Source organism: Streptomyces sp. NBC_00989 (assembly GCF_045162655.1).
GTDB lineage: Bacteria > Actinomycetota > Actinomycetes > Streptomycetales > Streptomycetaceae > Streptomyces.
Genome location: NZ_CP108728.1, coordinates 9,285,404 through 9,308,971, shown reverse-complemented (window position 1 = coordinate 9,308,971; position 23,568 = coordinate 9,285,404). Strand labels below are relative to the sequence as shown.

Sequence of the window (23,568 nt, the reverse complement as noted above, 5' to 3'; positions counted from 1 at the left end):
CGGCCTGTGCGGCACCCTTCGATGGGCGACTGCCCCGCAGGTACGATGCCCAGGGTGCGACCGACGGACGGCTGCTTCGCGCACCACGGCAACTCCCGTCCACGGCACAGCGGTTCGACCCAGACTGCCGACGGGCGCCGGCCCGGCGGCGAATCAACGGGGGCACGGTTTGTGGGGGGACGTGATGGACTTCGGCACGCAGGGCCCCGAGGCCCCGGCCGACCTCGCGTGGCTGCGAGGCGTGGACGCCTACACGATGGGCGCTTATCCGCAGGCGGAGGAGGAATTCCGCACGGCGGTACGGATGGATCCCGGGATGGCCGACGGCTGGCTCGGACTGCACGCGCTGCGCGTCGACACGACGACCGCGCTGCTGCGCATGTACCGGCACCGGGAACGCTTCGGGGAACAGCGCACCAGGCACCGCCGCACACTCAACTCCTGGTACTGGCTGGGGTGGTGGGTCCAGCCCGTGCTGGAGAGCCCGCGTGACCTGCTGCTCGCGCACGCCTCGCACTGGCTGGACGGCCGCCATGTGCCCGAGCTGGACCGGGCGTTGGCGGGACTGCCGCCCGTCGACACCGACCACCAGGTCCGCTTCCTGCACGCCTGCCGCGCCTATCTCGTCAAGGACTGGGAGCAGCTGGTCCGGCACACCGATCCGCTGATCAACGATCAACTCCTGGGCATCGAGGCCGGGTTGTTCGGCGGGATGGCCCGGGTGCGGCTGGAGATGTACGGCCAGGCCGAGCCGCTGCTGTCCTCGGCGCTGATGCGCTGTCGCAGCGAACAGCCGCAGCGCAAGGAGCTGCGGTACTGGCTGGCGCGGGCCCACGAGGGCACCGGGCGCAGTGCCGCCGCGCTCCCGCTGTACCGGGCGGTGCATCGCGTCGACCCCGCGTTCATGGACACCTCGGCGCGGCTCGCCGCGATCACCGACTCCGACGGGTACGACGGCTCCGAGGACGTGACCGACCTCGCGGCGATCACACTCTCCGGCGGGCAGGACGCGTTGGAGGGGCCGGACGGGCTCGACCCGCTGTTCGGTGCGGAGGGGCGCGATCTGAAGCTGTCGGAGCCCGGTCTGCCGCCGACCGGGCCGCTGTCCTCCGCGGGCGACTCGGTGCGGGAGAAGACCTCCAATCCGGTGCTTCCGCTGCCCACGGGGCCCACCGATCCCGTCTTACTGGAGGAGGCGCTCAACGAGCTGGAGCGCATGGTGGGGTTGGAGCCGGTCAAGCGCCAAGTCAAGGCGCTGTCCGCCCAGTTGAACATGGCACGGCTGCGGGCCGGGCAGGGGCTGCCGGTTCAGCCGCCGAAACGGCACTTCGTCTTCTCCGGGCCCTCGGGTACCGGCAAGACCACCGTGGCGCGCATTCTCGGGCGGGTCTTCTATGCCCTCGGGCTGCTCGGCGGGGACCATCTCGTGGAGGCGCAGCGGGCCGATCTGGTCGGTGAGTATCTGGGCCAAACGGCCGTGAAGGCCAACGAGTTGATCGACTCGGCGATCGGTGGCGTCCTCTTCGTCGACGAGGCGTACTCGCTCTCCAACTCCGGGTACGGCAAGGGCGATGCGTACGGCGACGAGGCCTTGCAGGTGTTGTTGAAGCGGGCCGAGGACAATCGCGACCACCTCGTGGTGATCCTGGCGGGCTACCCGGAGGGCATGGACCGGTTGCTGGCCGCCAACCCCGGGCTGTCGTCCCGCTTCACAACCCGCGTCGACTTTCCTTCGTACCGGCCGCTTGAACTCACGTCCATCGGCGAGGTGTTGGCTGCCGAGAACGGTGACGTGTGGGACGAGGAGGCGTTGGACGAGCTGCGGTCGATCGCCGGGCATGTCGTCGACCAGGGGTGGATCGACGAGCTGGGGAACGGGCGGTTCCTGCGGACGCTGTATGAGAAGAGCTGTGCGTATCGGGATCTGCGGCTGTCGGTGTATCCCGGGATGTTGTCCCGGGACGACCTGTCTACGTTGCGGTTGCCGGATCTGATGCAGGCCTATGGAGAGGTGTTGTCTGGGCGGGGGCCGGGGCCCGCTGGGATGTGAGCGGGGCGCGGCGCGGGCGCACTGGGTCGGTTGGACCTGCTGTTTTGCGGCTGCGGGTGCGTGTGCGTGGGGGCTGGTCGCGCAGTTCCCCGCGCCCCTGGGTAGGCACGGGGAACCGGTGTCGGTCAGGCGCCGCCGACTCCAGGGCTCAGCCGAGCGACGACGACTTGCCCCTCAGCGGCACATCGCCCGCTTCAGCCGCCAGCCACACACCACCGAGTCCAGCCCCTCAGCCAGACGCCGCCGGCCCCAGACCGCACCTGATCGCCGCGCGCTCCAGCCCTCGCCTCAGTAAGGCGTCGCGAGCCTCAGGCTCAACCACTCACCGCAGGCTTCAGACCCCAGGCCACACACCGCCGACCTCAGACCCCAGCCAGACGACGCCAGCCCCGACCCCAGCCAGACGACGCCCGGCCCGCTCCAGGCCCCAACTGAGCGACGCCCTCTCCAGGCCCAGCCGCACACCGCCGGCTTCAGACCGCGGCCAGACGCCGCCTGCTCCGGGCTCAGCCACGCACCGCCAACCTCGGACCTCAGCGAGACGACGCCTGCTTCAGACCCCAGCCAAGCGACGCCCACGTCCGGCCCCAGGGCAGACACCGCCCACTCCAGCCCGCAGCCAAGCGCCGCCGGCTCCAGGCCCCGTCAGACGCCGCCCGCGTCAGACCTCAGCTCGGTACCGCCTGCTTCAGTTCCGGGGTTCGTGGTTGGGCCGGGGCCGGGACCTCTCGGTGGGCCGGGTCCGTTACCTCGCCCACCAGGAGTTCCAGGACGTCCTCCAGGGCTACCAGGCCGAGGACCTTGCCGGAGGCGTCCGCCACCTGGGCCAGGTGGGTTGCCGCTCGGCGCATGACCGTGAGGGCGTCGTCCAGGGGGAGTTCGGAGCGGAGTGTTGTCATGGGGCGCCAGATCTGTTGCGGGACCGCTCGCTCGGATTCCTCCAGGTCCAGGACGTCCTTGACGTGGAGGTAGCCCATGAAGGCGCCGGTCTCCGCGGCGACGGGGAAGCGGGAGTAGCCGGTGCGGGCGGTGAGGGCGACGATCTCGCCCGGGGTGACCGAGGGGCTGACCGTCACCAGGTTCTCGCGGCGCAGGAGGACGTCCGTGACCGGGCGGGAGCCCAACTCCAGGGCGTCCTCCAGGCGTTCCTGTTCTTCGGGGTCGAGGAGGCCCGCTTGCCCCGAGTCCTCCACCAGGCGGTTGAGCTGTTCGCTGGTGAAGACGGCCTCGACCTCGTCCTTGGGTTCGACGTGGAAGAGCCGCAGGATGCCCTGGGCGACGGCGCCGAGGGCGATGGTGATCGGCTTGCAGATCCGGGCGAAGGCGACCAGGCCTGGGCTGAGCCACATCGCGGCCTTCTCCGGCGCGGCCATCGCGAGGTTCTTCGGGACCATCTCGCCGATGACGAGGTGGAAGAAGACGACTGCGGCGAGCGCGAGGATGTAGCCGAGGGGGTGGATCATGCCCTCGGGCAGGTGCATCCACTCGAAGACCGGCTCCAGGACGTGCGCGACCGTCGGCTCGGCGACCGCGCCGAGCGTCAACGAGCAGACGGTGATGCCGAATTGGGCCGCCGCCATCATCTGCGGCAGCCGCTCGAGGCCGTAGAGGACCTGTCGGGCGCGGGCGGTGTTGAGGGGTTCGATCTGGCTGCGGCGGACGGAGACGAGGGCGAACTCGGCGCCGACGAAGAAGCCGTTGGCGAGCACCAGCAGGACGGCGAAGAGGAGTTGGAGGACGGTCATCGGGCCGCCTCCATGACGTTCACGGCCGGAGTCGTGCGGACCAGGCGGACTCGTTCGGCGCGGTAGTGGCCCACCTGGCGGACTGAGAGCCGCCAGCCTGGGAGTTCGGCCTTGTCGCCGGGGGCCGGGATGCGGCCGAGGAGGTCGGCCACCAGTCCGGCGACGGTCTCGTACGGTCCCTCGGGGACGTCGAGACCTATGCGTTGGAGGATGTCGACCCGGCAGCTGCCGTCCGCGTCCCAGGCCGGCTTGCCGTCCTCCGGTGGGGCCGCGGCGAGTTCGGGTACGTCCTGGCCGTCGTGCTCGTCGCGGACCTCGCCGACGAGTTCCTCGACGATGTCCTCCAGGGTGACGACTCCCGCCGTACCGCCGTATTCGTCGACTACGACGGCGATGGGCTGTTCGCTGCGCAGCCGGGCGAGGAGGGGCTGGACCGGCAGGGTCTCGGGGACCAGTACCGGGGACTTGGCGATGCTGGTGACGGAGGTGCGGAGTCGGGCGTGCGAGGGCACGGCCAGCGCGTCCTTGAGGTGGACCATGCCGACGATCTCGTCGATCTTCTCGCGGTAGACGGGGAAGCGGGACAGACCGGTGGCGCGGGTCAGGTTGACCACGTCCTCGGCGGTCGCCGACGACTGGAGCGCGCTGACCTTCACGCGCGGGGTCATGACGTGCTGCGCGGTCAGCTCGCCCAGCGACAGCGTCCGTACGAAGAGGTCGGCGGTGTCCTGCTCCAGCGTGCCGGCCTGCGCCGAGTGCCGGGCCAGGGAGACGAGTTCACCGGGGGTGCGGGCCGAGGCCAGCTCCTCGGTGGGTTCGACGCCCAGCGCGCGGACGAGCTTGTTGGCGACGGTGTTCAGCGCGGAGATCACCGGGCGGAACAGCCGGGCGAACGCGTGCTGCGGGGCGGCGACGAAGCGCGCGACCTGCAAGGGCCGCGACACCGCCCAGTTCTTGGGCACGAGCTCGCCGATCACCATCTGCACGGCGGAGGCCAGCAGCATGCCGACGACCACGGCGACACCGGAGACGGCGCCCTCGGGGATGCCGATCGCGCTGAACGGGCCGTGCAGCAGTTCCGCCAGGGCCGGTTCGGCGAGCATGCCGACGACCAGGGAGGTGATGGTGATGCCGAGCTGGGTGCCGGAGAGCTGGAAGGACAGCTCCTTGAGCGACTCGACGACCGTGGCGGCCCGTCGGTCGCCCTCGGCGGCGGCCTTCTCGGCCTCGGGACGCTCCACGGTGACGAGCCCGAACTCTGCCGCGACGAAGAAGCCGTTGGCCAGAATCAGCAGGATCGCCGCTCCGAGGAGCAACAAGGGGATGGTCATGCCGCCGCCTCGATATGTCGGGAGGGGGCGGCGCAGGTACTACAGGACGATCCGTCCATCGCTGGAGGGAGTCACTCCTCGGGTCGCAGGGTGCCTCTGAAGACAGGGGGGAGCATCGGTGGCGGAGGCGGGAACGAAAAACGCCACCGACAACAGATTAATCAAGACATGGCCCTCTACGGCAGATCCCTCAGCGACCGGTCCTCGGCGAGCGCCCGCAGACTGCGCGCGTCGGCGATGGCCCGCTCCTTGGCGATACCGGGCTGGATGCCGAGTACGGGCAGGCTGGTGCCGTCGCTGAGGTCGATGAACACCCAGGGATCGCCGGGGCGAAGGTTCACCTGGAGGATCTCGGCCCACGCCAGCCGGCGCCTGCTGACGATGTTCACGACGGTGACACCGGACTCGTCGGCGACGACCTTGACCCGCGCGAGCAGGGCCAGCACGGCGAAGAGGAGGGCACCGGTGAGGACGAAGCTGAGCTTCTCCCCCGGGCCGAGCTGCTCCAGGAGCAGCGCGACGGTCGTGATGACGACGAAGATCGCGATGCCCGCGGTGAGCAGCACGGCACGGGTGCGGCCCGGCCGGAACGTGACCGGCAGGGCGGGGAGTTGAGACATGGTCGGCGTGTACCTCGGCGTGTTCCTCAGAGACGGCAGGCGTGGATGGCCGTCGTCAGGATGGCCCGGGCGCCGATGTCGTACAGGTCGTCCATGATCCGCTGCGCTTCCTTGGCGGGGACCATCGCGCGGACGGCGACCCAGCCCTCGTTGTGCAGCGGGGAGACGGTCGGGGACTCCAGGCCGGGGGTGAGCGCGACGGCCTTCTCCAGCTGCTCGACCCGGCAGTCGTAGTCCATCATCACGTACGTCCGGGCGACCAGGACGCCCTGGAGACGGCGCAGGAACTGCTGGACCTTCGGCTCCGCGGTGTCGTCCGTCGGGGCGTCCTTGCGGCGGATGACGACGGCCTCGGACTTCATGATCGGGTCGCCGAAGACCTCAAGTCCCGCGTTGCGCAAGGACGTTCCGGTCTCGACGACGTCCGCGATGACCTCGGCGACACCGAGTTCGATGGCGGTTTCCACGGCACCGTCCAGGTGGACCACGGCGGCGTCGATGCCGTTGTCCGCGAGGTGCCCCGCGACGATCCCCTCGTACGAGGTGGCGACCGTCTTGCCCTTGAGGTCCGCCATGCTGCTCGCGGCGCCCGGCTTGGAGGCGAAGCGGAACGTGGAGCGGGCGAAGCCGAGCGGGAGGATCTCCTCGGCGCTCGCGGCGGAGTCGATCAGCAGGTCGCGGCCGGTGATGCCGATGTCGAGGCGGCCGGAGGAGACGTAGATCGCGATGTCGCGGGGGCGGAGGTAGAAGAACTCGACCTCGTTGACCGGGTCGACGATCCGCAGCTCCTTGGACTCCCGGCGCTGCTGGTAGCCGGCCTCATGCAGCATGTCCGCCGCAGGTCCTGACAGGGAACCCTTGTTGGGGACGGCGATGCGCAGCATGAGGTCGGCTTCCTTCGCGTGAAAAGGGGTGAACTGTCGGAAACGGCTCTGAAGGGGTTTTACAGGTGGGCGTAGACGTCGTCCAGCGAGATTCCGCGGGCGACCATCATCACCTGGACGTGGTAGAGCAGCTGCGAGATCTCCTCGGCGGCCGCCTCCTTGCCCTCGTACTCTGCGGCCATCCAGACCTCGGCGGCCTCTTCTACGACCTTCTTGCCGATGGCATGGACGCCCTTGCCGACCAGTTCTGCGGTGCGGGAAGTGGCGGGGTCGCCGGTGGCGGCCTTCTGCTGGAGCTCGGTGAAGAGCTCCTCGAACGTCTTATTGGACATGGTGCTGCCCACCCTATTGCAAACAATCGTGGGCTTAACGCCACGGTTCAGATACTGAGCGGAGGGTGGCCGCCGTCGCGACGGCCGCCGTCACCGCCTCGTGCCCCTTGTCCTCGTTCGAGCCCTCCAGGCCGGCCCGGTCCAGGGCCTGCTCCTCGGTGTCGCAGGTCAGAACACCCATGCCGACGGGGACACCGGTCTCGACCGAGACCTGGGTGAGGCCCTGGACCACGCCCTGGCACACGTACTCGAAGTGCGGGGTGCCGCCCCGGATGACGACACCGAGGGCGACGATCGCGTCGTAGCCCCGGCCCGCCAACACCTTTGCCACGACCGGGAGTTCCCAGCTGCCGGGGACCCTCAGCAGGGTCGGCTCGTCGATCCCCAGGTCGTGCAGGGCGCGCAGCGCGCCGTCCACCAGACCGTCCATCACCTTTTCGTGCCACTGTGCCGCGATGACGGCGACCCGCAGGTCTCCGACGTTGCGTACGGACAGTTCCGGTGCACCCTTGCCGCTCACGTACGTCTCTCCTCGTCGCTGTCTTACTGGTTGCCGCAGGTGGACACGGGGGCCGTGTCCAGCCAGGGCAGGTCGTGACCCATCCGGTCCCGCTTGGTGCGCAGGTAGCGGAGGTTGTGCTCGCCCGCCTGTACGGGCATCGGCTCCCGGCCGGTGACCTTGAGGCCGTGCCGGACGAGCGCGTCGGTCTTGTCGGGGTTGTTGGTCATCAGGCGCAGGCTGCGGACGCCGAGGTCCTCCAGGATCTGCGCGCCGGCGCCGTAGTCCCGGGCGTCGGCGGGCAGGCCGAGTTCCAGGTTGGCGTCGAGGGTGTCGCGGCCGCGCTCCTGGAGTTCGTACGCCCGGAGCTTGGAGAGCAGGCCGATGCCGCGCCCCTCGTGGCCGCGCAGGTAGACGACCACTCCCCTGCCCTCCTCCTGGATGCGCTCCAGGGAGGCCTCCAGCTGGGGGCCGCAGTCGCAGCGCAGGGAGTGGAAGACGTCGCCGGTGAGGCACTCGGAGTGGACGCGGACGAGGACGTCGTCGCCGTCGCCGATCTCGCCGTGGACCAGGGCGACGTGCTCCACTCCGTCCACGGTGGAACGGTAGCCGTAGGCCGTGAACTGGCCGTGGCGGGTGGGGAGTTGGACCTCGGCCTCGCGGCGGACGGTGGGTTCGGCGGCCTGGCGGTAGCTGATCAGGTCCTCGATGGAGATGATCGTCAGGCCGTGCTTGCGGGCGAACGGGATCAGTTCGGGGAGGCGGAGCATACGGCCGTCCTCGCCCGCGATCTCGACGATCGCGCCGGCCGGGCGCAGGCCCGCGAGGCGGGCGAGGTCCACGGCGGCCTCGGTGTGGCCGTTGCGGACCAGCACGCCGCCGGAGCGGGCGCGCAGCGGGAAGATGTGGCCGGGGCGGACGAGGTCGTCGGCCTGGGCGTTGCCGCTCGCGAGGACCTGAAGCGTGGTCGCGCGGTCGGAGGCCGAGATACCGGTGGTCACACCGTGAACGGGCGAGGCGTCCACGGAGACTGTGAACGCGGTTTTCATGGACTCGGTGTTGTCCTCGACCATCTGCGGGAGCCGGAGCCGGTCCAGCTCGTCGCCCTCCATGGGGGCGCAGATCAGGCCGCGGCACTCGCTCATCATGAACGCGATGATCTCGGGGGTGGCCTTCTCGGCGGCGATGACGAGGTCGCCCTCGTTCTCGCGGTCCTCGTCGTCGACGACCACGACCGGCCGGCCGGCCGCGATGTCGGCGATGGCCTGCTCGACCGGGTCGAGCGAGAAGTCCTCGAAACCGTCGGTGCTGTACAGGATCGGTGCCGCTGTCATGCCGGCGCTCCTTCCAGGACGGGCTGCGGTGCCTTGCGGGAGCGCAGCCACCAGTCGCGCATGCCCCACAGGACGAGCGCGCCGTAGATGACGTAGACGAAGCCGGAGAAGGCGAAGCCGTTGGCGAAGTTGAGGGGGACGCCGACGAGGTCGACGAGGAGCCAGGCGAACCAGAACTCGACCATGCCGCGGGCCTGGGCGTACATCGCGACGATCGTGCCGACGAAGATGTAGGCGTCGGGCCACGGGTCCCAGGACAGCGACGGGTACGCCTTGAAGAGGGCCGCGACCGCCACGGTCCCGACGGCGGCGGAGCCGGCCAGGATCGCGCGCTCGCGCCAGGTGGCGAAGCGGGGGGTGATGTGGCCGTCGGCGGAGCCGCCCTTGCCGCGGTTCCACTGCCACCAGCCGTAGACCGCGACGACCATGACGACGACCTGCTTGCCGGCGCTGCCGGAGAGGTGGGCGGTGGCGAACGCGGCGAAGAGGATCACGCCGGAGACGAACTGGGTGGGCCAGCTCCAGATGGACCGACGCCAGCCGAAGGCCAGACCGATCAGTCCTACGACGTTGCCGATCATGTCCGACCACTTGATGTGCTGGCCGAACAGGACGAAGGCCTCGGAGTTGAGCCAGCTCACGGGGTCACCTCGCGCGCGCCCATCAGCCGCTCCACGTACTTGGCGATGACGTCGACCTCCAGGTTGACCGGGTCGCCGGGCTGCTTGTGGCCCAGCGTGGTCAGGCCGAGGGTGGTCGGGATGAGGCTGACGGTGAAGTAGTCCGGGCCCGCGTCGACCACGGTGAGGCTGATGCCGTCGACGGTGATGGAGCCCTTCTCGACGACATAGCGCGTGAGGTCCGCGGGGAGCGAGATCTTGACGATCTCCCAGTTCTCGGACGGCTTGCGCTCGATCACCTCGCCGGTGCCGTCGACATGGCCCTGCACGATGTGGCCGCCGAGGCGGGCGCCGAGTGCCATGGGGCGTTCGAGGTTGACCCGGGAACCGACGGCGAGGTCGGCCAGGCTGGAGCGGTTCAGGGTCTCGGCCATGACGTCGGCGGTGAACTCGTCACCCTCGAAGTCCACGACGGTCAGACACACGCCGTTCACGGCGATGGAGTCGCCGTGCTTCGCGCCCTCGGTGACGACGGGGCCGCGCAGGCGGAAGCGACACGCGTCGTCGAGGGTCTCGACAGCGGTGACTTCACCCAGCTCTTCGACGATTCCGGTGAACACTTCCCGGGTCCTCCTGCCACATCGGGGCACGGACTCCGGGGCCTGTCGAGAACGACAGAATGAAACGAACGGAAGCACCGAGGACGACGCCGGACAGACCCCGTCCACACAGGACGAGCCGATACGGCGGCGCGCACGAATGCCCGCCCGCCGCGCACTGCCTCCCATCCGGACTTTAACCGTCGGTCCAGGAATTTCACCTGGTCAACCGGCCGCTGGAAGCGGACGGGTCGCGGACTGTAACCGCCGGTTCGGACTTTCACCGACCCCGGAGTGCGCTGCTTCTGGTACACGGCCAGTGTGCCACGCCCGGCAAGGGTCCATCCAGGTGAATGGTGTGGGCTGGCTCACAGACAGTGTCGGTGGACTTCTCAAGCGGCCCCTACCTGCTGGATCATCTGGTCTAGTCCTTTTTGGATCTCCGGAAGGACACCCCAGGACCGGTCCGGCGGTGGTGACGACGGCCCTTGCCCACCGCCGGGCCACTCAGCACCCAATGCCGTGCGGCGACTCCGCGACGGCTCTGGCAGGCTGAGCGCATGACGATCGCCGACGAGTTCGAGGCGCACCGGCCGCGGCTGTTCGGCCTTGCCTACCGCTTGCTCGGCTCCGCGGACGAGGCGGAGGACACGGTCCAGGACGCGTATCTGCGCTTCGACGCGGCCGAGCGGACCGAGATCGAGTATCCCGGGGCCTGGCTGGCCAAGGTCGTCACCAACCTCTCCCTCACCCGGCTGACCTCGGCCCGGGTCCGCCGCGAGCAGTACGTCGGCACCTGGCTGCCGGAACCCGTCATCACCGCGGACGGCACCCTCGGCCCCTTCGAGTCGGCCGAACAACGGGACGCCGTGTCCATGGCGATGCTGCTCCTCCTCGAACGCCTCACCCCGACCGAGCGCGCCGTGTACGTGCTCCGGGAGGCGTTCGCCTACGGCCACCGCGAGATCGCCGACGTACTGGACCTCACCGAGGCCAACTCCCGCCAGCTGTACCGGAGAGCGGTCCAGCGGGTGGGCGAACCGGGGCCCCGCTTCGACGCCGCGCCCGAGCACCAGGAGGAGCTGGTCACGTCCTTCATCACGGCGGCCCGCGAGGGCGACCTGACCGGCCTGGAGAAGGTCCTGGCCGCCGACGCGACCTGGTGGGGCGACGGCGGCGGCAGGGCGAGCGCGGCCCGGCGCCCGATCGAGGGCCGCGAGAAGGTCGTACGACTGCTCGTGGGCATGGCGGAACGGTGGACGACGGGGCTGGAGTTCACGCCGGCCGAGATCAACGGGGCGAGCGGGCTCACGGCGTGGGCGGGGGACGAGTTGGTGGGCGTGCTGTCGTTCGAGGTGCGGGGCGGGGTGATCGGGGAGGTCCGGGCTGTGGTGAATCCGGAGAAGTTGGGGTTCGTCCGGGGGCAGTTGGCGGGGGTGTAGCGGGGGCCACGTGCGGGTCCCGTTGCGACTGGTAGGGGGCGCGGGTGAGTCGGGAGCGGCCAAGAGGCGGGCCGCGTGCGGGAGTTGGCGGCAGTGCCGGGCGACTCGTTCGGCCGGGTGACCCGTTGACTGTCCGAACAGGTCGTTCTGGGCACGGGGCCGGGCACAGCCAAGAAGCGGCCAGCACAAGGGAGTTGCCGGCCGCGCCCTACGCCCCGTTCAACCGTGCGCCCCGTTCAGCCCGGTGACTCGTTGGCTATCCGAACAGGTCGTCCTGCGCACCGTCCTGTGCGGTCAGCAACGCCCCGCGAAGGACCGCGGCGCCGCCGAGGGCGCTCGGGCGTACCTCTGCGGGCAAGGGGGACATGCGGACGATCCGCTCGGCGACCCGTACGGCGAGTTCGTCGCCGCCGGCCTGGCCGACCTCGCCGCCGAGGACCACGCAACCGGGGTCCAGCAGCGCGACGACGGAGGCGACACCGAGGGCGAGGCGGTCGGCGAGGGCGTCCAGGAAGCGGGCGGCGTCGGTGTTCGCGGGCGCGGGTCCGGCGGCCTCGGCGTCACCCGGCGCCGCATGGACCCCGCCTACTCCGCCTACCGCACCCACTCCGCCCACTCCACCAACCGCATCCCCGGCTCGCCCCGCCCGGCGCCCGCCAGCCTCCGCGCCGCCAACGGCAACGGCCTCCACCGCAGCCTCACCCGCGTCACCCCCGGCACCACTCACCCCCGCGACCGCCCACCGCACAACCCCCGCCGCACCGCCCCCCTCCCCCACACTCCGGTCGCCCAACACCCCGCACTCCCGGGCCAGTTCAAGCACGGCCCCCGCCCCCGCCAGCGAGTGGAAACCCCCCTCGCAGTCCGTCGCCGAAGGGAGCCCCCTCGTCCCCGGCACCGGCAGGAAGCCGATCTCGCCCGCGCCCCCCGACGCGCCCCTGCGCAACGCCCCGTCCAGGACGACCGCCGCGCCGATGCCCATGCCCAGCCAGAGCAGTACGAACGTGTCGCGGTCGTGGGCCGCGCCGTCGCGCTGCTCGGCCAGGGCCGCGAGGTTGGTCTCGTTCTCGACGACGATGCGGGTGTCGGGGAGGCGTTCGTGGAGGGCGGCGACCAGGCGGCGGTGCCAGGCGGGAAGGCCGGTGGTGTCGCGGAGTTCGCCGGTGGTGGGGTCGATGAGGCCGGGGGCGCCGACGCACACCGTGTGGAGGTGCTCGGCGCCCGCCTCCTTCGCCGCCCGTTCGACCAGCGCCACGGCCTGCTCGACCGCCGGACCCGTGCCCGAGTCGTCGTCGATCGGTGCCGACGCCTCCGCGAGCACCCGGCCGACCAGGTCGGAGACGAGCACGGAGACGCCCTCCAGACGGACGTCCAGCGCGGCCAGGTACGCGCGGTCGGCGACGATGCCGTACAACCGGGCGTTCGGGCCGCGCCGTTGCTCCCCGGATTCGCCGACCATCTCGATCAGCCCGGAGGCCGTGAGGCGCTCGACGAGGTCGGCGACGGTCGGCCGGGAGAGTCCGGTGAGCTGCTTCAACTGCCCTGCCGTCAGCGGGCCTTCCTGCTGGAGCAGTCGCAGGGCGAGCCGGTCGTTGATGGCCCGGGCGGTGCTCGGGGATGCGGGCATGCCGGGAATCCTCCCAGATCGAGGGGGTGCGGCGGGCGGCCGGGAATTCGCTATCTATCAGGCAGGGTTCCTGATAGTTTACCCGGCGCGAGCGGGACGAGAACCCGCGAGCACGGATTTCGACGGCGGCGGGGACGCGGACAGCAGGAGGGGCCGACAATGAGCGAAGTGGTCTACGACCGACACGAGGTGAAGCGTGCCCGGTACGCCGTGGCGGCCGTCTTCGCCGTGCACGGCGCGGTCACCGGCTCGTTCGCGACCCGTGTGCCCTGGATCCAGGAACACGCGCACGTCACCGCCGGCTGGCTCGGATTCGCCCTCGCCTTCGGGGCGTTCGGCGCCTCCTGCTCGATGCCGCTGGCCGGCTGGATCACCCACCGCTTCGGCAGCCGCACGGCACTGCGCGGGCTGATCGCCCTGTGGACGATGTCCCTGATCCTGCCGTCCCTCGCGCCGAACCTCGTCACCCTGTGCCTGGCGATGTTCGCGTACGGCGCGAGCGCGGGCATGGCCGACGTCGCCATGAACGCGCTCGGCGTGGAGATCGAGCGCCTGCTCGACAAGTCGATCATGTCGGGGCTGCACGGCATGTGGAGCGCGGGCGCCCTGATCGGTTCGGCGGGCGGCACCCTCGCCGCACATCTCGGCTCGGACGCGCGCGTGCACCATCTCATCGCGGCCGTGGTCCTGACCGTGCTCGGTGTGACCGCCTGCCACTGGGTGCTCGACATCCACCCGGGCGTGGAGGAGGAGGCGCCGCCCCGGTTCACGCTGCCGCCGAAGTCCGCGCTGCTCATCGGCGCGGTGGGCTTCTGCGCGGTGTTCGCGGAGGGGGCGAGCCTGGACTGGTCGGCGGTGTTCCTGAAGGACCAGTTGGATACGTCGGCCGGGCTCGCGGCGGCCTCGACGACCGGCTTCATGCTGACGATGGCGGTGGCCCGCCTGGTGGGCGACGCGGTCGTGAACCGCTTCGGTTCGGTACGCACGGTCCGCGCGGGCGGCGTCCTGGCCGTGTGCGGCGGGCTGCTGATCGTCCTCGCGGAGAACCCGGTGCTCACGATGGGCGGCTTCGCGCTGCTCGGTCTGGGCATCGCCGTGGTCGTCCCGCTGTGCTTCGCGGCGGCGGGCCGCAGCGGTCCCAACCCGAGCCAGGCCATCGCGGGCGTCGCGACGATCACCTACACCTCGGGGCTTGTCGCGCCGAGCCTGATCGGCGGGGTGGCGCAGGCGACGAGCCTGGTCGTGTCGTTCTGCCTGGTCACGGTGTTGGCGGGCGGGCTCGTGGTCTTCGCGGGCGTACTGCGCGCCGGGGACCGGGACCGCCCGAAGGTCAGCCGGCCGAGCGCAGCAGTGTCCGGCCCACGGCCCTGAACGCCTCGCTCCAGGGCGCGGGGCGCAACGTCCCCGCGTCCAGCCGGACGAGGACCCGGGTACCGGTGGCGTACGTCGTCGAGCCGTCCGCAGAGCAGAACCGGAAGCCGTACGTCAGGCCGGTGGTCCCGAGCCGGTCGAGCCAGAGGTGTACGGCGTAGGCACCCGGCCTGGTGACCGGCGCCTCGTAGCTGATCAGCAGTTCCTTCACCACGTTGCAGGCGTCGCCGGCGCTCGCCCAGTCGCCGTCGAAGCGCACTCCGTGCCCCTGCCACAGCTCGGTCCACGCCCGCTCGACGAGGAGGGGGTAGCGGGCGTTGTGCAGCATGCCGAGCGCGTCGAGGTCGTCGAAGTGCACGGTGACCGGTATGAGCCGGCCGTGCGACAGGGCGGTGGCGGACGGGGATTCGACGGTCACGGCGGGGCTCCCGAGCGGTGCTGGTGGGGCGGTGGAAACTGTGGGGACCGCCCCATTCTAAGCAACCGCTCAGGAACCCCTGTCGAGAAGGCCCTGCTCAGGCCCGTCATCGGTGCCGGGTTATCCGGCGATCGAGTCCAGCTGCTCCGCCGCCGGACGCAGCGCCCACAGATCACCGCCGGGCGGCGCCTCCAGCTTCGGTACGGCGGCCTTCGCCTTCGCGTCCCCCGCGTCGACCGCCGCGTGGACGACGTCGCTCGCCGCGTACCGGTAGAACTCCAGCTCCGGATGCGACCACGCGGCGGCCCCGGTCGCGGCCGGCAGCAGATAGTCCACCGCCTTCAACAGGCCCTGCCCGTCCGGGCCTTGGTAGCTCCACAGGTTCACGCCGACGTGCCGGCCGATGGCGGCGAGCCTGGTGTACGCGACCAGGTCGAAGGTCGAGTAGTGCCAACTCCGCGTCCGCGCGAGCTCCTGCGGCTGACTCCCGTCGCCCGCGATCTGCGGGTCGATGCGCTTGGCACGCGCGTCCAGCACGGTTCGCCTGGCCAGCGCCTTGTCGCCGGTCGCGTAGGCGAGGGCGGCCAACTCCATGTCGTAGAAGGTGCCGTGGTTGTTGGCGGCGGCGCCCTCCTCCTTGCCGAAGGCGCTGTTCTTCAGCCAGCCGAGGAAGTCGGAGTTCCAGCCGGCCATCGCCGTACGGTCGTTCCTCGTCCAGCCGGGGGCGCCGGTGCCGAGGATCGCGATGGCGTCGACGACGCTGGTGTACGACTGGGAGAAGTCGATGATGCCGATGGCGCGGCCGTCGTACTTGCACGGGATGAACTGGGCGTGGTTCAGGTTGGGGTTCATCTTCGTGGCCGGGTCGAGGAACCAGGTGGTCAGGACCTGGTCGGCCTTGTGCGCGTAGCGCTTGTCGCCGGTGTAGTACCAGGCGAGCGCGAGGTCGTACGTCGAGTCGAAGACCTTCTCCACGTCCTGACGGTCGGTTCCCGTGTCGACCTCGGGGTTGCGCTGGCCGTCGCGCTGGACGTACGGGCAGCCCCAGGGGTTGTCGGCGGTAGGGGTGGTCGTGGGCCACCAGTAGGGCGCCTGGCTCAGATAGTCGTGAACATCCCCGCCGGGGGCGGGCTTCGGCTTGTCCACGACCGTCCAGGGGCCCTGGTGCAGCCAGTTGTCGGCGCGGGTCGTCAACTGCTTGAGCGCACGCCGGAGTTGGGGATCGCCGCGGTCCAGGCGGAGCTTGGTCTGCTGGAGGCGGGTGCCGTCGAGGACGGCGGTCCCAGGGGCGGCCGGCGCCGAGTGCGCAGTGGCCGAAGGGACGCACACGGCGGTCAGCGTGGCCACGGCCGCGAGAAGGACGCCGAGGCGGGGTCTGGCACTCATACACCAACTCCAATCATGTATATGAACGAAGTTCATGAATGGAACCGTGTGAGCGTAAGACTCCCCGACAGGCGTGACAATGGTCCGGACCGGATTCACGTACAGAGGTGAAGTTCAGCGCGCCAAGTCGTAGGCGTACGACGCCGTGAACGTGCCGGCCGCGCCCTTGCAACCGTCCGACTCCCCCGGCAACTTGACCCACAAGTAGCCGTCGATCCGCGCCTCACCGGTGTTCAGCGTCGGCGCCCGGCCGATCTTCCGGCCCGCCGGGTCGCACCACTGGCCGTCGGTCGGGGCGCCGTTGCCGTTGCGGCTGGTGTCGATGACGGCGCCGAGGACCGCGGGGCCGCCGAGGGCGTCGAGGACCTGACGGTCGTAGGCGATCTCGGCCGAAGTGGCGTGGAAGTTCGAGACGTTGCTGAAGATCCCGTCGGAGGAGTCCGCGGAGGCCGCGCCCGCCTGCTTGAGCAGGGCCGCCTGCTGTGCGGCCGGGTTCCAGTCGGAGTGGCCCGCGTCGTAGTACACGCGGGCCTTCGGGTCGGCGGCCTTCAGGACGCGGCCCGCGCGGGCCAACGCCGCGAAGCGGTCGGCGCGTTGGGCGTCGGAGAGGCAGTCGGCCTGGGCTATGGAGTCGGGTTCCAGGATGACGACGACCTCCCGGGAACCCAGCCCTGCCGCGAAGCCGTCGATCCACCCGTCGTACGCGTCGAAGTCCGACGCCCCGCCGTCCGAGGCCCCACCGCAGTCCCGGTCCGGGATCGCGTACGGCACGACGACCGGCACCCGGCCCTGGGCGGCGGCGCCCGAAGTGACCGCGCGGACGCGGGAGGTGATCGTCGACGGAGTGAAGTCCGCGAACCACACCGCCGCCGGCTGGTCGGCGATCCGGGACTCTATGACCGCGGTCCGGGGGTCGTCGGGGTGATCGCGGACCCAGTCGAGGACCTGGGACTCGGGGTGGCGGTAGAGATTCGGGGAGACGGTGGCCGACTGCTTCCTGCCGGTCTTCGCGGGAGAGGGCGAGGCGGACTTCTTCGGTTTGGCGGAGGAGGAGGCGGAGGAACTCGCCTTTGCGGAGGCGGCTGTTGACGGCACGTCAGGCAGTGGTACCAGCAGGGTCGCCCCGGCGTCGTCCGGCCGCGCCGCGTTCGTACCGCGCCCGTCGTCCAGCGCTTTGATCATCCCGGTGACCGTGCCGACCGCGACCACGACCGACGCGGCCACCACCAGCACGCTCCGCCGGGCGGCCCGCCGCCGGCCACGCGAACCCGACACGCTGCCCCCTCGCGCCGAACCCGTTCCCCCGTTCTGGGGAAGTGTCGGGCCCGGCGGCACCTCGGCCAGCCTAGGGCTGGGACGCTGCCCCCATGGGGCAATTGGCACACTTCACCACACCCGTGGACAAGGTCGTCTCCCGGCTGCGCGCGCTCGACGAGGAACTGCCGGCCCGGGACGGGATCGCGGTGTTCAACCGCGTCTACCTCGCCGTCACCGAGGCGGTCGACCGGAGCGTCGACACCGGACGGTTCGCCGACGCACGGGCCGCGATCACGCTGGACGTACGGTTCGCGGAGCGGTACCTGGCGGCCGTGGACACGGCGGCCAACGGGCGCCGCCCGCCCGCCTGTTGGCGGCCACTGTTCCAGCTGCGCCGCCATCCCGGCGTACGTCCGCTGCAGTTCGCCTTGTCCGGCATCAACGCGCACATCGGCCACGATCTCGCGCTCGCCGTCGTGGACGCCTGTCGTACGCTCGACTGCGAACCGGCCGAGCTGGAGGACGAGTTCGACCGCGTGGGCGATCTCCTCGTGTCGCTGGAGGAGCGCATCCGCGAGGAGCTGATGCCGGGGCCCGACCTGTTCCAGATCGCCGATCCGCTCACGCATCTGCTCGGCTCGTGGAGTCTGGAGCGCGCCCGGGAGGCCACCTGGACGGCGGCGCGGGCACTGTGGGCGCTGCGTGGACTGCCCGATGTGGCCGAGGAGTTCACCGAACGGCTGGACGCGGCGGTGGGTCTGGCGGGCCGCATGATGCTCACGCCGCTGCCCGACTGAGGTGGCCTGATCCGGTCGACGCGCGAGCCGCTTCGGAATCCCCCGGTGATCGCCCTACGTTGACGCACGCACCCCAATGCGAAGGAGCAACGGTATGACGACTCGCCTCGGCCTCGGCCTTCCCCAGATGCACCAGTACACCATCGGCACGGACGTTCCCGACGTGGCCCGCGCCGCCGAGGAGATCGGCTACGAGAGCCTGTGGGTCTTCGAGCGGGCCCTCTTCCCGGAGCCCGCCACCCAGGGCCTGTACGGCATCGAGGGCCTCCCCTGGCCGGACGCGTACCGGAACGTGGCCGAGCCCCTGGTCACCCTCACCCTCGCCGCCGCGGTCACCGAGCGGGCGCGGCTGGGCAGCAGCGTGCTGGTGGCACCGCTGCACACACCCTTCCAACTGGCCAAGTCCCTGGCCTCGTTGGACGCCGCGAGCGGCGGCCGGGTGATCGCGGGCCTGGGCACCGGCTGGTCGCTCGACGAGTACGCGGCCGCCGGTATCCGGCCGTTCGCGGAGCGCGGCAAGGTCCTCGACGAGCTGATAGAGGTGTGCCGGGCGGTCTGGGGTCCCGACCCGGTGACGTACGACGGGCAGTTGACGAAGATCGCCTCCGCCGTGGTCGGTCCCAAACCCGCCCGGCCGATCCCGATCATGCTGGCCGCGGGCAACAAGAAGGCCCAGCGGCGACTGGTCGACCACGCCGACGGCTGGCTGCCGGTAGGCATGGGCGCCGAGCAACTGGCCGCCCAGTGGCGGGAGTTGCAGGACCTGGCGGCCGAACGAGGGCGCACCGAACCCATCCAGACGGTAGTGCGGGTCAACACCGTGTACACGGCGAAGCCCTACGACGGACCCGACCGCCAGCCCTTCCAGGGCAGCGCCGACCAGATCGTCGAGGACCTCGTGGCCCACGCGGCGGTCGGCCTGGAGGAGATCCTGATCGACCTCCAGACCACGCCTCGGGACGCCCAGGAACTCAAGGAGGTCGCCGCGGAGGTCTACGAGAAGGCGCGGGCGGCCGGGGTCTGAACCCCGGTCGACTCACCGTCGGTCAGCTGAACTCCCGTCAGTCCTCCGGGAGTTCGACCGGTGCGATCGCGTCGTAGACGTCCCCCGGTCCGGGGTTCGTCGGGTCGGTCGTGCCGCCCAGTTGGTGCATGACGCCCCAGACCGCGTTCAGCGCGGTCTGGACGGCGCCCTCGGCCCAGCCGGCCGTCCAGGAGATGTCGTCGCCGGCGAGGAAGACGCCCCGCTTGTCCTCGGGCAGCCGATCCTGCATGAAGTGGGTGAACAGGCGCCGCTGGTAGCGGTAGTGGCCGGGCAGGTTGGCCTTGAACGCGCCCATGAAATAGGGCTCGTTCTCCCAGGAGACGGTCACCGGGTTGCCGATGACGTGCTTCCTGATGTCGACCTTCGGATAGATCTCGCCGAGCGACTTCAGCATGACCTCCATCCGCTCGTTCGCGGACAGCGGCAGCCACTTGAGACTGTCGTCGCACCAGGTGTACGAGAGGCAGATGACGGCGGGCTTGTCCGGGCCGTCGTCGAGGAGATAAGTCCCGCGCGTCATACGGTCGGTGAGGGTCATCGACATGACGTCCCGGCCGGTCGGATTTCCCCTGTCGTCGACGGCCTTGTCGAGCCAGAACGGGCGGTCCACGGGGACGAAGAGCTTCGAGGACTCCATGTAGTGGGTGCGCTCGATCGCCGTCCAGTGGTCGATCGGGAAGAGCGAGTCGTCGCAGGCGATCTTCGAGAGCAGCATCCAGGACTGGGCGGTGAAGATCGCGGCCTGGTAGGTGCGGATGTCGCCGTTCGCGTCCGTCACCGTGATCCCGTTGCCGGCCGTGCGGTGCAGGCGGGTCACGGCGGGGCGGGGTTCGCCGCCCACGTGCAGGGATGCCAGCGAGGTGCCGTAGGGCCAGTGGACGATCTTCTGCGGCTCGCGGTCCCAGAGGCGGAGCGGGAGTTGCTGGGAGCCGCCGACGATGCCGCGGTGGTGGTCGTCGGCCTCGGTGTAGACGACGCGCAGGATTTCGAGGATCGAGTTGGGGAAGTCGGTGTCCCAGCCGCCGGTGCCGAAGCCGACCTGGCCGAAGATCTCGCGGTGCCGGAAGGACTTGAAGGACTCGGAGTCGCAGAGGAAGCCGTAGAAGGTCTGGTTGTCGAGTTTCTCGACGAGCTTCGACCAGATCTCGCGGATGCGCGGGACGTCGCGTTCGCGCATGGCGCGGTTCATGTCGGAGAAGTCGGCGCCTTCTTCGAGGCAGGCGTTCCAGGCGTGCATCACGTCGCGGTAGACCTGCGGGAGGTCGTCGACGGTGGTCGCGTAGTGGGACTCGCCCTTGAGGTCGACGACGGTCGAAGGGGTCGCCTCCGCCAGGGGGTTGGGGAACGGCCGGGTCTCAAGGCCCACCAGGTCGATGTAGTGCTGGAGGGCGGTGGAGGAGGGCGGGAAGCGCATCGCGCCCATCTCGGCGGTGAGGGACGGGTCGCAGCCCTCGAAGCCGACGGTCCGCAACCGTCCGCCGATCTGGTCGGCCTCGTAGACGACGGGCTTGAGGCCCATCTTCATCAGCTCGTAGGCGGCCACGATGCCTGACAACCCGCCGCCGATCACCGCGACTTCGGTGCCGTGCTCGGTCGCGGGTATCTGGCCGAGGCCCGCCGGGTGGGCGAGGAAGTCGTCGTACGCGTACGGGAAGTCCGGCCCGAACATGGTGATCGGCGGCTGCCGCTCGTCGGCGTGCTGGACGGCGTTGGGCACCGTGGACGTCATGGGGTACGGACTCCTTGCAGAACAAGTACGGGAAACGCAGGGGGGATTCAGGCGAGCGACCCGTAGAGGCCGGGTCGGCGGTCGTTCAGATACGGGTTCGCCGCGCGGGAGTTGGCGAGCAACTCGGAGTCGACGTCCGTGAGGAGGAGTTCCTCGCCGCGGCCGGCTCGGGTGCGGGCGACTCCGTCGGGTCCGGCGAGCGTGGAGAGGCCGTAGAAGTCGAACTCCCCTTCCTGGCCGATCCGGTTGATGTACGCCACGTACATCTGGTTCTCCCAGGCCCGCACCGGGACCAGGGCCTCGGCGACGAACTGGAACGGGTGCATGTTCGCCGTCGGGACGAGGAGCAGGTCGGTGCCGGCGAGGGCGTGGGCGCGGACGGGCTCCGGGAACTCGACGTCGTAGCAGATCATCAGGCCGACGGTCAGGCCGTTCAACTCGGCCTGGACGACCGGCTGTTCGCCCGGCGTGAAGTGGGCGCGCTCGAAGTCGCCGAAGAGGTGGGTCTTGCGGTAGTTGGCGAGGCGGGTGCCGTCGGCGGAGATCAGCTGGGCCGCGTTGTACACGCTGTCGCCGGCGTGCTCCGGGTAGCCGTAGGCGATCGCGAGGCCGTGGCGGCCGGCGATCTCGGCGATCGTGTCGGCGGAGTCGCCGTCGGCGGGTTCGGCGAGGCGGCCGATGTCGTCGCCGATCGCGTATCCGGTGAGGAACATCTCCGGCGCGGCGAGCAGCCCGGCACCGCCGGCCGCGGCCCGGCCCGCGGCCTCGTCGAGGACCTTGAGGTTCTCGACGACGGAGCCGGGGCGGCCGGAGCTCTGGAGCAGAGCGGTGCGCATGCGTGTTCCTCACCGGTACGAAAAGGTCGAAGAGCCACCAATCGGGGCCCACCTAGACGGTACGGCCGAGGGACTGGGCCGGACAAGAAGGAGCTGTTGCGCGCCGGTGAGCGGTTTGTTGCGTGCGGGAGGGGTGCGGCGGCGATTCGTTGCGCCCCCTGTCTCAGGACGCGCGGGGCACGGCGAAGACCGTGAGGACGGCCGCGTGGTCCGAGGGCCAGCAGTTGGCGGACACGTCCGGCCAGGGGCTCGGGGTGCCGACGACGAAGGTGCGGGAGTCGAGCACGGTCAGGCCCCGGTGCAGGACGTAGTCGATGCGGTCCTGCGGCTCGGGGCGCCCGCTGCCGTCCTCGTGGACGGGGTGGATCGGCGACCAGGTGTGGCCGGGGTCGGCGGCCGGGTCCGGGTGGGCCTCCCGGTAGCTGTCGCGCAGGCCCGCGTCCGCCGCCGCCTTGGTCACCGGCCATTCCACGTCCGGCCGGTCCAGGTGTGAGGGGCTGTTGAAATCGCCGACCAGGACGACGGGGACGGCGTCCTCGGCCACCGCCGCGATCCGGTCCAGGGTGTCCCGCATCTGGGCGAGCCGTACCTCCTCGTGGGCGATCAGCTCGGCGGCCGGGAGCCCGTCGAAGGCGGACTCGTAGGGGCCGTAGGGCGTGTAGTCGAGGTGGCAGGTCCACAGGTCGACCGCGCGGCCCTCGGATACGGCGATCCGTACGCCGGCCGCTCCGTAGAAGCCGACGTCCGGGTCGCCGAAGCGGGCCGTGATCGGGTGGCGGCTGATCACGCCGAGGTTCTCGCCGGCCCGGTGGTGGTGCCAGCCGAGCGCCTCGGCCAGCTCCTCGGCCGCCGTGCCGCCGGTCTCCTGGAGGCCGACCGCATCGGCGCCGGTCTCCGTGATGGCCTTGAGCTGCTTGGCCCGGTGGTCGTCGACCTTGCTGCCGCCGAGCCAGAGATTCCAGGTCAACACGCGTAGTTCGTAAGGGGTTTCGTGCGTCACCATCGCGCGCAGGGCCGCCGGGGTGACCCCGACGAGACTGTCCCGTACGGTCCGGCCGGGTGCCGCGTCGATCGGTGCCAGCGACGGTACGGCGAGGACCGCGCAGCCGGCCGCCTCGGCGGAGGTGACGCCGGTCTGGGTGTCCTCGACGGCCACGCAGGCCGCCGGGTCGACGCCGAGGGCACGGCAGGCGGCGAGGTAGGGGTCGGGGGCGGGCTTGGTGGGCCCGGTGTCGTCGGCGGTGACGGAGACCGCGAAGCGGCTCGCGCCGAGGGCGTCGAGGACGGTGTCGGCGACCGCGCGGGGGGACGCGGTGACGAGCGCCGTGGGGACGCCGTCGCGGGCGAGGGCGTCGAGCAGGTCGAGCGCGCCGGGGCGGGGCACGATGCCGGTGCGGACGCGGGTGGCGAACTCCCGGTGCAGGGCGGCCGCGAGGCCCGCCGCCGGGGCGCCCATGGTCCGGGCGAGCCAGTCGGCGGTGTGCTCGACCGGGCGGCCGAGCACCTCCGGCTGGTCCGCGTCCGTCAGGGTTCTGCCCGCGACCTGCTCCACCGCATCCCACCACAGCCGCTCGGTGTCGACGAGCGTTCCGTCCATGTCGAACAGGACGGCCTGGAGCGGGAGTTGGGCGTGGGGGGTCACGTTT

21 protein-coding genes and 1 riboswitch are annotated in these 23,568 nt (G+C 70.7%); of the genes, 5 read left to right on the top strand and 16 right to left on the bottom strand.

Annotated elements, in window-relative coordinates; translation table 11 throughout:
- Positions 1-184: 184 nt before the first annotated feature.
- On the top strand, positions 185-2,050 hold the full coding sequence (locus OG714_RS41870) for an AAA family ATPase (protein WP_406128979.1): 1,866 nt from the start codon (positions 185-187) through the stop codon (positions 2,048-2,050).
- Between the two features lie 668 nt (positions 2,051-2,718).
- Here the strand turns inward: OG714_RS41870 and OG714_RS41865 are convergent.
- The 9 genes from OG714_RS41865 to OG714_RS41825 form a co-directional block, all read right to left on the bottom strand.
- Positions 2,719-3,795, bottom strand: coding sequence for a hemolysin family protein (locus OG714_RS41865; protein ID WP_406128977.1), 1,077 nt, complete (start codon positions 3,793-3,795; stop codon positions 2,719-2,721).
- On the bottom strand, positions 3,792-5,126 hold the full coding sequence (locus OG714_RS41860) for a hemolysin family protein (RefSeq protein WP_406128976.1): 1,335 nt from the start codon (positions 5,124-5,126) through the stop codon (positions 3,792-3,794). Before OG714_RS41860 ends, OG714_RS41865 begins: the two co-directional genes overlap by 4 nt.
- Before the next feature lie 176 nt (positions 5,127-5,302).
- The gene (locus tag OG714_RS41855) at positions 5,303-5,746 is read right to left on the bottom strand and encodes a PH domain-containing protein (protein WP_406128974.1); all 444 of its coding nucleotides are present in this window, start codon (positions 5,744-5,746) and stop codon (positions 5,303-5,305) included.
- A gap of 26 nt (positions 5,747-5,772) precedes the next feature.
- Positions 5,773-6,630 (bottom strand): ATP phosphoribosyltransferase, encoded by an 858-nt coding sequence (hisG, locus tag OG714_RS41850; protein WP_366097377.1) that lies wholly within the window; start codon positions 6,628-6,630, stop codon positions 5,773-5,775.
- Positions 6,631-6,689: 59 nt separating this feature from the next.
- Entirely contained in the window at positions 6,690-6,962 is a 273-nt protein-coding gene (locus tag OG714_RS41845; RefSeq protein ID WP_018534786.1) for a phosphoribosyl-ATP diphosphatase, read from the bottom strand.
- Between the two features lie 34 nt (positions 6,963-6,996).
- Complete coding sequence (ribH, locus tag OG714_RS41840; protein ID WP_019059681.1) at positions 6,997-7,482, bottom strand: 6,7-dimethyl-8-ribityllumazine synthase; 486 nt, start codon at positions 7,480-7,482, stop codon at positions 6,997-6,999.
- 23 nt (positions 7,483-7,505) lie between these two features.
- Positions 7,506-8,795, bottom strand: coding sequence for a bifunctional 3,4-dihydroxy-2-butanone-4-phosphate synthase/GTP cyclohydrolase II (locus tag OG714_RS41835; RefSeq protein WP_406128971.1), 1,290 nt, complete (start codon positions 8,793-8,795; stop codon positions 7,506-7,508).
- The gene (locus tag OG714_RS41830; protein WP_406128970.1) at positions 8,792-9,436 is read right to left on the bottom strand and encodes a nicotinamide riboside transporter PnuC; all 645 of its coding nucleotides are present in this window, start codon (positions 9,434-9,436) and stop codon (positions 8,792-8,794) included. The genes OG714_RS41835 and OG714_RS41830 overlap by 4 nt, the downstream gene beginning before the upstream one ends.
- Positions 9,433-10,035 (bottom strand): riboflavin synthase, encoded by a 603-nt coding sequence (locus tag OG714_RS41825; RefSeq protein ID WP_406128968.1) that lies wholly within the window; start codon positions 10,033-10,035, stop codon positions 9,433-9,435. Before OG714_RS41825 ends, OG714_RS41830 begins: the two co-directional genes overlap by 4 nt.
- A gap of 150 nt (positions 10,036-10,185) precedes the next feature.
- Positions 10,186-10,316: riboswitch (FMN riboswitch) on the bottom strand.
- 258 nt (positions 10,317-10,574) lie between these two features.
- On the opposite strand from OG714_RS41825, the gene OG714_RS41820 reads away from it, so the two are divergent.
- A complete protein-coding gene (locus OG714_RS41820) occupies positions 10,575-11,456 on the top strand; it encodes an RNA polymerase sigma-70 factor (protein WP_406128966.1) in 882 nt (293 codons plus the stop codon).
- A gap of 256 nt (positions 11,457-11,712) precedes the next feature.
- Here the strand turns inward: OG714_RS41820 and OG714_RS41815 are convergent, their stop codons facing one another.
- Complete coding sequence (locus OG714_RS41815) at positions 11,713-13,083, bottom strand: ROK family transcriptional regulator (RefSeq protein ID WP_406128964.1); 1,371 nt, start codon at positions 13,081-13,083, stop codon at positions 11,713-11,715.
- Positions 13,084-13,242: 159 nt separating this feature from the next.
- Between OG714_RS41815 and OG714_RS41810 the strand changes: the two genes are divergently transcribed.
- Positions 13,243-14,454 carry an MFS transporter gene (locus tag OG714_RS41810; protein WP_406128963.1) on the top strand — a complete coding sequence of 404 codons (1,212 nt, stop codon included), beginning with the start codon at positions 13,243-13,245 and terminating at the stop codon, positions 14,452-14,454.
- Here the strand turns inward: OG714_RS41810 and OG714_RS41805 are convergent.
- The 3 genes from OG714_RS41805 to OG714_RS41795 form a co-directional block, all read right to left on the bottom strand.
- Entirely contained in the window at positions 14,414-14,872 is a 459-nt protein-coding gene (locus tag OG714_RS41805) for an acyl-CoA thioesterase (RefSeq protein WP_406128962.1), read from the bottom strand. The two genes, OG714_RS41810 and OG714_RS41805, sit on opposite strands and share 41 nt — an antisense overlap.
- 120 nt (positions 14,873-14,992) lie before the next feature.
- Entirely contained in the window at positions 14,993-16,258 is a 1,266-nt protein-coding gene (locus OG714_RS41800; protein ID WP_406128960.1) for an alginate lyase family protein, read from the bottom strand.
- Between the two features lie 114 nt (positions 16,259-16,372).
- Positions 16,373-17,491, bottom strand: a complete 1,119-nt coding sequence (locus tag OG714_RS41795; protein WP_406132131.1) for a glycoside hydrolase family 6 protein — start codon at positions 17,489-17,491, stop codon at positions 16,373-16,375.
- 134 nt (positions 17,492-17,625) lie between these two features.
- On the opposite strand from OG714_RS41795, the gene OG714_RS41790 reads away from it, so the two are divergent.
- Positions 17,626-18,312, top strand: a complete 687-nt coding sequence (locus OG714_RS41790) for a DUF5995 family protein (RefSeq protein ID WP_406128958.1) — start codon at positions 17,626-17,628, stop codon at positions 18,310-18,312.
- 94 nt (positions 18,313-18,406) lie between these two features.
- Positions 18,407-19,336, top strand: a complete 930-nt coding sequence (locus tag OG714_RS41785) for an LLM class F420-dependent oxidoreductase (RefSeq protein WP_406128956.1) — start codon at positions 18,407-18,409, stop codon at positions 19,334-19,336.
- 37 nt (positions 19,337-19,373) lie between these two features.
- On the opposite strand, the gene OG714_RS41780 is transcribed toward OG714_RS41785, so the two are convergent.
- The 3 genes from OG714_RS41780 to OG714_RS41770 all read right to left on the bottom strand — a co-directional run bounded on the left by OG714_RS41780 (position 19,374) and on the right by OG714_RS41770 (position 23,564).
- Positions 19,374-21,086: a flavin monoamine oxidase family protein gene (locus tag OG714_RS41780; RefSeq protein WP_406128955.1), complete on the bottom strand. Its 1,713-nt coding sequence runs from the start codon at positions 21,084-21,086 to the stop codon at positions 19,374-19,376.
- Positions 21,087-21,133: 47 nt separating this feature from the next.
- Positions 21,134-21,922 (bottom strand): carbon-nitrogen hydrolase family protein, encoded by a 789-nt coding sequence (locus tag OG714_RS41775; RefSeq protein WP_406128954.1) that lies wholly within the window; start codon positions 21,920-21,922, stop codon positions 21,134-21,136.
- 163 nt (positions 21,923-22,085) lie between these two features.
- On the bottom strand, positions 22,086-23,564 hold the full coding sequence (locus tag OG714_RS41770) for an HAD-IA family hydrolase (RefSeq protein ID WP_406128952.1): 1,479 nt from the start codon (positions 23,562-23,564) through the stop codon (positions 22,086-22,088).
- Positions 23,565-23,568 lie beyond the last annotated feature (4 nt).